The following is an 11,628-nucleotide window of genomic DNA, read 5'->3' as shown; positions in this document are numbered from 1 at the left end:
GAGCCCGCAATGCGACCCATCATCGACATGCGATGCCGCCCGGCCTTTTTGCACGATTTTTTCGGCAAAACCCCCGGCACCCCGGAATATGAGACCGTTCGCTGGCTGAACCGCCGGGTTGGCACGCGGGGGCCGGATGATCATTTCGCCCGGTCCGGCACGCCCGAAGGCTTTCTGGCCGAAATCACCGATGCCGGGCTGACCCGCGCGGTCGTGGTGGGCCGCCAGACGCCCGCGCAGCATCTGCCCAATGACGACATCGCCGCGATTGTGGCGCATGACCCCACCCGCCTGATCGGCATTGGCGCGGTTGATCCCGCGACCCATGGCGCGGCCGCATTGGATCACGCCGAACGCGCCATTCGCGATCTGAACCTGCGCGGCATCAACATCGAACCGGGTTTTGGTGCGCCCGCCCGTCATGCCGATGACCGGGTGTTTTTCCCGATCTATGACCTGCTGCAATCGCTGAATGTGCCGGTCTTTATCATGAGCGGCCCAACCACCCCCGATCCGCGTTTCAACGACCCGGCATCGGTGGCCGTGGTGGCGGCGGCGTTCCCCCGGCTGCGCATCGGGCTGTATCACGGGTTCTGGCCGAATGTTCAGGCGGTGCTGGGCGTCGCGTTCCGGCATGAAAACGTGCATCTGATCCCCGATATGTATTTGTTCCAGACCGGCGGCGATGCCTATGTCCACGCCGCGAATACATGGGCGGGGGATCAGCTGCTGTTCGGGTCATCCTATCCGTTCCGCCCCATCGGCCAAAGCATCACAGACGCCGCCGCTTTGGGTTTGCGTGACGATGTGCTGGACCGTTTTTTTCACGACAACGCCGCGCGGCTTCTGGCGTGACCCGCGCTTATTCATGATTGACCACCGGATGAAGGAAAGACAGGCTATGACCATGATCGCCCCTATTCTGCCCAATCCTGCACCTGTTGTCGCCATTATCGGCGGCGGGTTTTCGGGCGCTGTGCTGGCATGGCATCTGGCGCGCGCGGATGATGCGGTTCAGATCGTCGTGGTCGAACCGCGCGCGGCTTTGGGCGCGGGGCTGGCCTATTCGACGCGCGACCCAAGCCACCGCATCAATGTTCCGGCCAGCCGCATGACGATGGACAGCCGCGACCTGAGCCATTTCACCGACTGGATCGCCCGCACCGGCCCGGAACTGTCGCCCGGAACGCGGGCCGCCGATGGCGCGCTGTATCCGCAACGTGGAGTGTTTGGCGATTACGTCGCCGACCATCTGCGCCCGCTGCTGGCCTCGGGTCGGGTGCGCCATATCCGGGCGCGCGCGATGTCGGTAACGGGGCGCGCGCCCTTTGACATTGCGCTGTCGGATGGGGACCGGCTGCGGGCCGATCATCTGGTCATCGCGACCAGCCATCCCGAACCGGGCGTGCCAGTGGGCTTTGCCGCGCTGACCGGGGACGCGCGCGTTCTGACCGACCCGTCGGACGCCGAACGCATCCGCGCGGTTGCCGCATCGGCGCAGGACGTGCTGATCGTCGGCACCGGGTTGACCTCGGCCGATGTGATCGCCAGCCTTGACCGGCAGGGCTTTGCGGGCCGGATCACGGCGCTGTCGCGGCGGGGGCTGAGGTCGCGCGGCCATGCCAGCGGTTACGGCGATAGCCCCGCCGATTTCGCCGCTAACCCCGCGACCACGGCGGTTGGCGTGCTGCGCCGGGTGCGTGCTGCCGTGCGCGACGACGCCGCACAGGGGCTGCCGTGGCAGGCGGCCCTGGACAATGTGCGCCGCGACGGTGCCGCGATCTGGGCCGCGCTGCCGGAATCTGAACGCGCGCGTCTGGTTCGCCGTTTGCGCGTCTGGTGGGATGTCCACCGGTTTCGCATCGCGCCGCAGGTGGAAACCGTGCTGGACGATCTGATCGCCGCCGGACGGCTGACGATCCGCGCGGGCCATCTGCGATCGGCCGATGCAACGGCGGGCGGGATTGCGGTCAGTTGGACTCCGCGCAAGGGCGCCCGTCGCCGCGACCTGTTCGACGCGGTGATCCTGACCACCGGCCCCGCGCATGGCGGGATCATCGGATCGAACCCGGTCATCGCGTCGCTCGCCGATGCAGGGTTACTGCGTGGGGACGCCTTGGGGTTGGGGTTGCAGGTCACCGACCACTGCCGCGCGGTTGGTTCCGACGGCGAACCCGTCCCCGGCCTGTGGGTCACCGGCCCCCTTGCCCGCGGCCATATCGGCGAACTCATGGGCATCCCCGAAGTCACCCGCCACGCTGAGGCCACCGCCCAACGTCTGGCGCAAGTCGTGGCGGTTGCGGGGTAAGGGGGATTTTTTGGAACGGAAGGGGGGGCGACACCCTGTGACGCGAAACGCGGGACGGCTTAGGACGCCAACCGGATGATATCTGGGCTGAAATGCTGCGATTGTGGTGGTGTGATGGCCGCAACGGAAAAAGCCGTGAATGTCGCGTTGCGCATAGACCGCGCTGACAAAGAGGGGGCGTCCCAATTTGTCCGCGTGTCCGAACCGATCATTCGCGGTCAGCCGGGGGCACCCCAACCTTGCCGGTGAAAAAGCCGAACAGGGCGTCGCATGGTTTGGCTCGGCCGCGCCATACTGGGCGATTTGCGTGCGGATGGCCGTTGCGGACCTTGTCACGGACACCCCTGAATGTTGCAGCTAGCCAGAAAGCCAGACAGGATCAGGCCATGTGGAACCTGCAAGACGCCAAAAATCGCTTTAGCGCCGTGGTCGATGCGGCCCTTGCCGGTCAGCCGCAACAGGTATCGCGGCGCGGCAAACCCGCGGTCGTTGTCGTGGCGGCGGATGACTATGCCCGCATGGTGGCCGCGGCCCGCGATCGTCGTGGCTGTTTCGCCGACCATTTGCTGGGTTTTGCCGGCGCTGAACTGCCACGTGCGCAGGCCGCGCCGCGGGATGTGCAATTCTGATGTATGTGATTGATACTAATGTGATTTCGGCGGTGCGCCGGCCCGACCGCGCGCCGCAGGTCACGGCGTGGCTGCGTGCGCGTTACGACCGCGATTTTTTCCTGTCGGCCATTACGATTGGCGACATTGAGCGCGACATCTGCCAACAGCGCGGCCGCGATCCGAGCTTTGCCGCTGATCTGCAAGGCTGGCTCAGCCATCAGCTCGGCCATCCCGGCGCCGACCTGATGATCGCCGCCACGGCCCTGCATCACGGCACAACGGTAGTCACCGGCAACGTCGCCGATTTCGAGCCAACCGGCGTGACGGTCGAAAACCCGTTTTGATGGTTGTGGTCGGGATGTTTTCGGGGGTGATCGTGACCTTCACCGGCACGGGTCGCACAATCGGGCTAAGGCCGGTTAAATGTCCGAACGCTATCCTTGGGCCGGATCACGCGCCCGATGATGGGCGTCACAGCGTTTCACTCCGCCGACGCAGCCATCGCCCTGCGGCCCCGCGCAAGGCGGTTGACTTAGTGCGAATATATGCGTATTTTTTGCCATATACCTAAATAAAAATGCATATATGAACACTTACATTCCCGCCCTGACAACCGCCCATGACCTGCAAACCGTGATCCGCGACAATGCGCGGGCGCGGCGGGTTGCGTTGGGATTGCGGCAGCAGGATCTGGCCGAGCGGGCGGGGGTGTCTCTGGGCAGTGTGCGCCGCTTTGAACAGACGGGCGAGATCAGCCTGTCGGCGCTGCTGGCCCTGGCCGAGGTGCTGGACGCGCTGCCGCCCTTTCTGGACCTGTTCCCGGCGCCCGTCGCGCAGTCGCTGGATGATCTGACGCCGCCGGATGCGCCTTTGCGTCCGCGCGTGCGGCGGGGGGCGTGATGCGGCTGCGGGCGGGATTGGATTTTGACACGACGGTTGCGGTGGCCGTGCTGGGCTGGGACGCGGGCGCGCGGCAGGCGGCGGCACAATGGGACGATGGGTTTCGCGCCAACCCTCTGCCGGTCAGCCCGTTGCTGCTGCGCCCTGACGCACCGCTGACGGGGCTGTTGCGGCCACGCGGGCGGGGCTTTGGCGATCTGCCGGGGCTGTTTGGCGACAGCCTGCCCGATGGTTGGGGGCGGCTGCTGATTGACCGCGATCTGGCCGCGCGGGGGCGGGCGCGTCACGACATCACCGATCTGGACCGGCTGGCGATGATCGGACGCGACGGGATGGGCGCGCTGAGCTATGCCCCCGAAACGCCGGGCAAGGACGGAGACATCAGTCTGGACTGGTTCGACCGGCTGGTGCCGGAAATCGGCGGTGACACGGCGGCGGATGATCTGGAACGCCTGCGCCGAATGGCGGGCGGGTCACAGGGCGCGCGGCCGAAATTCGTCGCGCAACTGTCAGACGACAACGGCCATCTGCGCGGGCATCGTCTGGCGCACGCCCCCGGCTGGCGTCACGTTCTGGTCAAACGCCGGGCGCTGTCGGACCCTGTGGGCGCGATTGAAGCCGAACTGGCCTTTGCCGTCATGGCCCGCGCGGCGGGAATCGACATGCCGGATACCGCGATCCTGCGCGCCAGTTCGGCCGAGCCGTTTCTGGTCAGCACCCGGTTCGACCGCCAGGGCCCTGCGCGCCGGCATATGCAGACCGTCGCGGCCCTGCTGGATGTGGATTTCCGCAGCGCGACATTGGATTATGACCAATTGCTGCGGATCACGAAATTGCTGACGCGTGATCAGCGCGCGGTTGAACAGATGGCGCTGCGGATGGTGTTCAACGCGCGTGCGCACAACCGCGATGACCATTTGAAAAACCACGCCTTTTTGATGGAGCCGCGCGGGGAATGGCGGCTGTCTCCGGCGTATGATCTCAGCTTCAGCAGCGGGCCGGGGGGCGAACACACCCTGACCATCGCGGGCGAGGGGCGCCGACCCGGCGCGGCTGATTTCGTGCGGGCGGCGCAATCGGCGGGCATCCGCCCCGCCCGCATGCGCCAGATGACCGCAGCCGTGGATGACGCATTGGCCGACTGGCCCCGGCAGGCCGACCGCGCCGGCGTCCCCGCCCCGCTGCGCCACGAGATCGGTCAGGCGATACAGACCGCGCGGGGGTGGTAGCGGGCGTTGACCGTCCGGCCTTGGTCCGGTTCGCGCCGCCCGTCGCGCCTCAGAAATTCCTGCATCGTGGTGACGCTCATCAGGCTGTCAACGCCGTGATTGCAGGTGTTTTCGCGTTCCGCAATCGCCCGGTCACAGGTCGCCGCCGTCGCAACAAGAGGCCTCCAGAAAATATCCCCGTCCGGTTCCCGATGCGCGACATAATCGGCGCAGCGGGGCCGTGTCGGTGTTCATGGCGCATCGCCTTTTCAGCGATGACACAGGAAACGGCGGATTTTGCCTTTATCTTGCGTTGATGGCGAATCCCCCGCAACGTAAAGCGCAAGATAGCGCGACCGCTTGTTCGTCGCTGGCTGGTGTTCAAGGAGCAGGGGATAATGTGGGCACATTCGGGGCGACAGCCCGACCGGTCGGATTGGGAACCGCTGCCCGATCATCTGCACGCGACCGCCGATCTGGCGGCAGAACTGGCCGGTCCGCTGGGGCTGGCGCGCACGGCGCATCTGGCCGGGATGGTGCATGATCTGGGCAAGTTTCACCCCGATTTTGTCAAACGGCTGATGGGGTTGCCGGTGCGGATCGACCATTCGACCGCTGGCGGCGCGGTGCTGATGGCGGGCGCGACAGGCCCGGACAGGATCGCGGCCGAACTGATTGCCTATGCGGTGTTGGGTCGCTCTTGATTGGGGGCAGGAATCTCCGGCGACTCGCGCCCTGTCCTCGGCCCATTCCGGCAATCGGATCTCGGGCGAGAGGTCGTTCTGTGGTAAGCGTGGACGGAAGATGACTCGGTCATCTGCGGTCAGCTTCATGCGATAGAACGGCGTGTGATCGTCCTCGATGATCTGGCGGATGTTCAGCCGGAGCTTCTTCAAAGGGACGTTGGGAACAATTGTCATTTGACCCGGCCTGTATGCCGCCCGCGGTCACATACAGGGTCTGTTCAATAACATGTTGAATGAGTGGCAGAGATAGTGGCACACAGGCATCTGAAACACCCTGTTTCTGATATCAGATCAGCGTCTTAGACGTCATGACTTAGTGACAGAGGACCAAGGCACGAAGGCCCCCGCAATCGTTGCCCTCACCCGTATCGAACCCGCCCGCATCGAAGAAATTGACGAAGAGATTGCGGCACTGGTCAATGACCTTGTCATCAGGGCGCATGATCTGGGCAAGGGCCTTCAGCCGGGAACCATGGATCAGGTGGCGTCTATGGTGCGGGTGATGAATTCCTGTGACTCGAACCGGAGTGAGGGCAACAACACACGGCCCCGTGACATCGAACGCGCCCTGCAAGGTCTCTATGACGCCGATCCTGCGACGCGCGCCCGGCAGCACGAAAGCGCTGCGTATGTCCGAAACAACGCATTGCCTGATCCATCGACCGAAGACTTTATCACATTCGCCCATGGGGAATTTTACGCCGGGGCGGCGGATGATGCGCTTATTATTCGGCACGGCGCGAAGGAAACGCGCATGATACCGGGCGAATGGTGCGATGATGACGTCGAGGTCGGCAAACATGCGCCCCCGCCGCATGAAAACGTCCCGGATTTTATGGCGTATTATCACCGTTGATTCATGCAGGACTGGTTGCATGGCCAACCCGCAACGGTGCTGGCCTTTGCAACGGGGCATCATCGTCTGGCCTATATTCACCCTTTTTTCGACGGCAATGAGCGGGTGAGCCGTTTGGTTTCGCAGGCAATGGCGTATCATGCCGGGATTGTGGCCCGGGGGGGTGGTCCGTGTCGCGCGAGGTCGTGAACAGGGCTTGCCCGGACGTGACGAATATCGCGCCATGATCACGCTTGCCGATCGCGCGCGGCAAGGCGACCCGGGCGGGCGGGGCAATGTGTCCTTCGCAGCGCTCAAGAGTGACACTCGGTGGTTTCTGCGGGTCGGTATCGACCAGGTGACATTCATGGATGGTATGCAGGACGTTCGTTCGATGGCTGAACGATTTGATCGTTATACGGCCCATGCGGCGCTGTTGCGGTCGTGATCCGGGGCGATGTGTCCGCGATGACTGGCCTTGCGCCGCGAACGGGTCGCGCCTTGGTGGCGGCGCTGACACAGGACGGCATGATCGGGTCCGAAACGCCGCGCGGGCCGCTTTCTCTGCGGTTTCCGTCGACGACACATGAAACCCTGTTCCCGCGATTGTTCGAAGGGTAAAGCTGGCGCGACCGAACAACGCCCCGATGCGCGACGGCGTTCACACAAGCATGTCGGGGCTGCGGAACCGAAAAGAAATTGCGGCATATCCGGCGACAGGCTGTTGCAGTTCTTGGCGGATTATCTTTGCTTGCCCTATCCGCATCTCATTGCGCCACATTTTGCGTAACACCGCAGCCTGCCGTCCCATGGGAAACCCACATAACCCACGCCGGACAAAATCGGGCCGATGGTAAAATGCGGGCGAAACAAACCGGTTTCGGCGCGCATAGTCGTGCTGCCATGTGTGGCGGCGGGTCTGATCGGCGCAGCCGTCGCGACGCATTCAATGCACCGGCAATCGCGGGGGCTGACCTGCCGCAATGGCGCGACATCCCGTAACGCAGTTGCGACGCACGCGGCCGGGCATGACGCTTGATCCGGCGTCGCGGCGGGGGGGCAGAACGCCCCGCCCGTGGGGTGATGTGGGCCGCGCCAGCCCCCCAAGGCCCGAGACTGTGGCCGCGACGTCACGCCTGTGCGCGCAGGGGCGAAAATCACCATCCGGGACATTTTTTCATTAGGCAGATCGGGGCGCGGGCGTTAACGATCCTCTCAGATTCGTGAACACGGCTGCGGCCCGGTGGATGAGGGGGTTTTATGACGAAGTTTCAGATTGAACGTGTGTCGGTCAGCAGTTCGGGGGTGCAGGGGGGTAGGGGGAGTTATTACCCGTCCATCTCCGCCGATGGGCGGTTCGTGACGTTCTACTCCGAAGCCGGCAACCTCGTGCCGGGCGATACGAATTGGCGTCATGATATCTTTGTTCATGACCGTCAGACCGGTGTGACCGAACGCGTATCCGTCAGCAGTTCGGGGGAACAGGGGGATTGGTCGAGTTTTATGCCGTCCATCTCCGCCGATGGGCGGTTCGTGACGTTTTGGTCCGACGCCACCAATCTCGTGCCGGGCGATACGAATTGGCGTCATGATATCTTTGTTCATGACCGTCAGACCGGTGTGACCGAACGCGTATCCGTCAGCAGTTCGGGTGAGCAGGGGAATAGGCATAGTTATAACCCGTCCATCTCCGCCGATGGGCGGTTTGTGACGTTCCGCTCCTACGCCACCAACCTCGTGCCGGGCGATACGAATGAGCGTGATGATGTTTTTGTTCATGACCGTCAGACGGGTGTGACCGAACGCGTATCCGTTAGCAGTTCGGGGGAACAGGGGGGTGAGTGGAGTAGTACTCCGTCCATCTCCGCCGATGGGCGGTTCGTGACGTTCTACTCCGACGCCACCAACCTCGTGCCGGGCGATACGAATGGGCGTCATGATATCTTTGTTCACGACCGTCAGACCGGTGTGACCGAACGCGTATCCGTCAGCAGTTCGGGGGAGCAGGGGGATGGGTATAGTTATTACCCGTCCATCTCCGCCGATGGGCGGTTTGTGGCGTTCAAGTCCGACGCCACCAACCTCGTGCCGGGCGATACGAATGGGCGTGGTGATATCTTTGTTCATGACCGCCAAACGGGTCAAACCGAACGCGTATCTGTCAGCAGTTCGGGTGAGCAGGGGAATTATGAAAGCTCTGCGCCGTCCATCTCCGCCGATGGGCGGTTTGTGACGTTCCGCTCCTCCGCCACCAACCTCGTGCCGGGCGATACGAATCGGTCCGGGGATATCTTTGTTCATGACCGGCAAACGGGTCAAACCGAACGCGTATCCGTCAGCAGTTCGGGTGAACAGGGGGGTGGGTATTATGGTTACCCGTCCATCTCCGCCGATGGGCGGTTCGTGACGTTCTACTCCTCCACCAGCAACCTCGTGCCGGGCGATACGAATGGGGCGATGGACATCTTCGTCGCCACCAACCCCCTGCACCCTGACTTTGGCCTGCCCACTGCGCGCGCGCCGTGGGATTTCAGCTATGACCGGCCGGCGGATATGCAGACATTCGCGCATCTGGCGCTGGACGCCTATAACGGCGATATGTTCGGCACCGACCCCAGCACCGCCCTGCGCCCCGCAATCGGCTGGACCCCGATCGCCAGCACCTATGACGGCAAAGGTGGCCGCCCCGTTGATGCCGATGGGAACCCGGTCCAGAAACTCTTTTCCACCGTGGACGATGACGGGCTGCAAGCGACCGCCTATCGCGAAGACGACACCGGCCGCGTCGTTATCGCCTATCGCGGGACCGACGAATTCATAGCGTACAACGAATTGTTCCGCATTTCCGTCCCCTTGGGCGGCGGATTGGCCGGTGCTGATGGCCATGCGATGAGGCATTTGAACGGCGCGATCAATTTTTATCGCTATGTCGTCAAGGAACTGGGCGTTGACCCGTCGCTGATCAGTTTCGCCGGACATTCTTTGGGCGGCATGTTGGCGGGCTTTGTCGCCGCCCTGACCAAAAGCCAGGCCATGATTTTCGCATCAGGCCCGCACACAAATATGCAAAAAGATCTGGCCCCGATGCTGTCCAAAGACATCTGGGGCAAAGACGGCATCGTCGCCAGCCCGGATCATCTGGATTTTTCCGATGTTACCCATGCCCGGATTGCGGGTGAATTTTTGGGCGTGATAGTTTCGGGCGTAAAAGGAGGCATTAAAGTACTTGATGTTGTCAACAACTATATCGTCAATGGCCCAGTCTCGGCGGTTGTTGTCAATGTCGTCGGGACTGTGTCTCCGGTTAAGAAATTTGCCATCGATGCCGCTAAAAAGGCGTTTGATGGTGCTGTAAAAATATTAGACGAAAAATGGGGGGATGTCGCCGTCTTGGGGACGCAGATGGCTAATCTGCCAGGATGGGACAATGGATTGTTAGGAAAAGTCCTTGATGTCAAGGCATTACATTCAATGTTCCTGCACAATATTTTCCTGTATGGGGATAAAACGCTAAAGATAGATGGTTCATATAAAGATCGTTTGCGTGAGGCCCTTTCCATTGAAAAGGGCGGCGATATTTTGAGGCGATTGGGATCGTCAATTTTGGATCAGGGCGCCGAGCACACAACAGATCTGCTGAATGCATACACTCTGCTTGGATCGATGAAAGGTGCCAATTATTCCCTAAAAGCAACGATCAAAGTAAATACAAACGCCTACAAAGGGTATCAGGAAGCGCTGTCCCAGATTCTTGCTGAAAATGCGTATGAGGCAATACTGGGGAACTCTGCCCCAAAGCAGTCCGCATTTGATGCTGTGCGTCATGATGGGTATTGGTGGAAAATTGATGCAAACATGAAGGGGTCCGAAGGGCTGAAAAACCTTGCGGACTATGTGGAAAGCCTGATTCCCGGGGATGACCCCACCCTGAAAGCGGTTATCGGGGGTGTTGATCGCGTTGTGATCGCCAATCCAAATTCTGAAAATAAATATCAGACTTACAATTCAGCAAACGTCAACGGCAAGTCAACCATATCCGAACTGGTTGTTTCGGGTTACAAAGTCGGAAACAAACGCGACGCCATGCTTTTGGGCGGTCTCGGAGATTCAGTCCTGATCGGCGGCGCGGGTAATGATACGCTGGTTGGGGGCCTGGGCAAGGGCAAATCATACTACCTGATCGGAGGAGATGGCAACGACAGCCTGAAAGGTAACGCGGGCAATGACCGGCTGTTTGGCGGGGATGGTCACGACAGCCTGTATGGCGGCGCGGGCAATGACCTGCTGGACGGTGGTGCGGGTGATGACCTGATCGACGGTGGTGCGGGCAACGATACCGTGCGCTTTACCGGATCGAAGGCGATCAAGGTGTCGCTGGAGGTCACAACGGCGCAGTACACCGGGCAGGGGAAGGACACCATCGTTAATATCGAGAACGTCGAAACCGGTTCCGGCAATGACACCGTGAAGGGCAATGCAGGCGCGAATATCCTGCGCGGCAATGGCGGCCATGACGAACTCTATGGCGAGGCGGGCGACGATCGGCTGTTTGGCGGGGATGGTCGCGACAGCCTCTATGGCGGTGCGGGCAATGACCGGTTGTTCGGCGGGGCTGGTCATGACAGGCTGGAGGGCGGCGCGGGCAATGACAGCCTGTCAGGTGGGTCCGGAAACGACAGTCTCTATGGCGGTGCCGGTAATGACACGCTGGATGGCGGGCTGGGCAATGACCTGATCGACGGTGGGACGGGCAATGATACTGTGCGCTTTACCGGGGCGCAGGCGATCACCGTGTCGCTGGCCGTCACCACAGCGCAGAACACCGGACAGGGTAAGGACACGATCCGCAACATCAACAATGTGCAAACCGGTTCCGGCAATGACAGCGTGACCGGCGATGCCGGTGCGAATATCCTGAGCGGCAATGACGGCCATGACAGCCTCTATGGCGGCGCGGGGAATGACAGCCTCTATGGGGGCAAGGGGAATGACCGTCTGGATGGCGGCATGGGCAACGATC

Annotated in this window: 10 protein-coding genes and 1 pseudogene; all 11 read left to right on the top strand. The window is 62.1% G+C overall.

The features are described 5' to 3' along the window. Nucleotides 1-9 precede the first annotated feature (9 nt). The gene (locus Q4G20_RS12285) at nt 10-855 is read left to right on the top strand and encodes an amidohydrolase family protein (protein WP_303343751.1); all 846 of its coding nucleotides are present in this window, start codon (nt 10-12) and stop codon (nt 853-855) included. A gap of 46 nt (nt 856-901) precedes the next feature. After that, nucleotides 902-2,308 carry an FAD/NAD(P)-binding protein gene (locus Q4G20_RS12280; protein WP_303343750.1) on the top strand — a complete coding sequence of 469 codons (1,407 nt, stop codon included), beginning with the start codon at nt 902-904 and terminating at the stop codon, nt 2,306-2,308. Nucleotides 2,309-2,694: 386 nt separating this feature from the next. Further along, nucleotides 2,695-2,937 carry a type II toxin-antitoxin system Phd/YefM family antitoxin gene (locus tag Q4G20_RS12275; RefSeq protein ID WP_303343749.1) on the top strand — a complete coding sequence of 81 codons (243 nt, stop codon included), beginning with the start codon at nt 2,695-2,697 and terminating at the stop codon, nt 2,935-2,937. Continuing rightward, the gene (locus Q4G20_RS12270; RefSeq protein ID WP_303343748.1) at nt 2,937-3,263 is read left to right on the top strand and encodes a type II toxin-antitoxin system VapC family toxin; all 327 of its coding nucleotides are present in this window, start codon (nt 2,937-2,939) and stop codon (nt 3,261-3,263) included. The genes Q4G20_RS12275 and Q4G20_RS12270 overlap by 1 nt, the downstream gene beginning before the upstream one ends. A gap of 241 nt (nt 3,264-3,504) precedes the next feature. Next, complete coding sequence (locus Q4G20_RS12265) at nt 3,505-3,819, top strand: helix-turn-helix domain-containing protein (RefSeq protein ID WP_303343747.1); 315 nt, start codon at nt 3,505-3,507, stop codon at nt 3,817-3,819. Beyond that, complete coding sequence (locus Q4G20_RS12260) at nt 3,819-5,048, top strand: type II toxin-antitoxin system HipA family toxin (protein WP_303343746.1); 1,230 nt, start codon at nt 3,819-3,821, stop codon at nt 5,046-5,048. The genes Q4G20_RS12265 and Q4G20_RS12260 overlap by 1 nt, the downstream gene beginning before the upstream one ends. A 377-nt stretch (nt 5,049-5,425) precedes the next feature. Further along, nucleotides 5,426-5,731: a CRISPR-associated endonuclease Cas3'' gene (locus tag Q4G20_RS12255; protein ID WP_303343745.1), complete on the top strand. Its 306-nt coding sequence runs from the start codon at nt 5,426-5,428 to the stop codon at nt 5,729-5,731. 358 nt (nt 5,732-6,089) lie between these two features. After that, nucleotides 6,090-6,629 carry a hypothetical protein gene (locus Q4G20_RS12250; RefSeq protein WP_303343744.1) on the top strand — a complete coding sequence of 180 codons (540 nt, stop codon included), beginning with the start codon at nt 6,090-6,092 and terminating at the stop codon, nt 6,627-6,629. A gap of 3 nt (nt 6,630-6,632) precedes the next feature. Continuing rightward, nucleotides 6,633-6,818 carry a Fic family protein gene (locus tag Q4G20_RS13645; protein WP_368660802.1) on the top strand — a complete coding sequence of 62 codons (186 nt, stop codon included), beginning with the start codon at nt 6,633-6,635 and terminating at the stop codon, nt 6,816-6,818. 34 nt (nt 6,819-6,852) lie between these two features. Then, on the top strand, nt 6,853-7,056 hold the full coding sequence (locus tag Q4G20_RS12245; protein ID WP_303343743.1) for a hypothetical protein: 204 nt from the start codon (nt 6,853-6,855) through the stop codon (nt 7,054-7,056). 812 nt (nt 7,057-7,868) lie between these two features. Next, nucleotides 7,869-11,628, top strand: a pseudogene (locus Q4G20_RS12240) (hypothetical protein); the annotation flags it as partial.

This window comes from Paracoccus sp. (in: a-proteobacteria), from assembly GCF_030538495.1.
GTDB lineage: Bacteria > Pseudomonadota > Alphaproteobacteria > Rhodobacterales > Rhodobacteraceae > Paracoccus.
The sequence above is the reverse complement of the archived record's forward strand: the minus strand, read 5'-3'. Positions and strand labels throughout refer to the sequence as shown.

Coding starts and splice junctions, on each gene's coding strand:
- Q4G20_RS12285 (WP_303343751.1), top strand. CDS start 10: ATGCGACCCATCATCGACATGCGATGCCGCCCGGCCTTTTTGCACGAT.
- Q4G20_RS12280 (WP_303343750.1), top strand. CDS start 902: ATGACCATGATCGCCCCTATTCTGCCCAATCCTGCACCTGTTGTCGCC.
- Q4G20_RS12275 (WP_303343749.1), top strand. CDS start 2,695: ATGTGGAACCTGCAAGACGCCAAAAATCGCTTTAGCGCCGTGGTCGAT.
- Q4G20_RS12270 (WP_303343748.1), top strand. CDS start 2,937: ATGTATGTGATTGATACTAATGTGATTTCGGCGGTGCGCCGGCCCGAC.
- Q4G20_RS12265 (WP_303343747.1), top strand. CDS start 3,505: ATGAACACTTACATTCCCGCCCTGACAACCGCCCATGACCTGCAAACC.
- Q4G20_RS12260 (WP_303343746.1), top strand. CDS start 3,819: ATGCGGCTGCGGGCGGGATTGGATTTTGACACGACGGTTGCGGTGGCC.
- Q4G20_RS12255 (WP_303343745.1), top strand. CDS start 5,426: ATGTGGGCACATTCGGGGCGACAGCCCGACCGGTCGGATTGGGAACCG.
- Q4G20_RS13645 (WP_368660802.1), top strand. CDS start 6,633: ATGCAGGACTGGTTGCATGGCCAACCCGCAACGGTGCTGGCCTTTGCA.
- Q4G20_RS12245 (WP_303343743.1), top strand. CDS start 6,853: ATGATCACGCTTGCCGATCGCGCGCGGCAAGGCGACCCGGGCGGGCGG.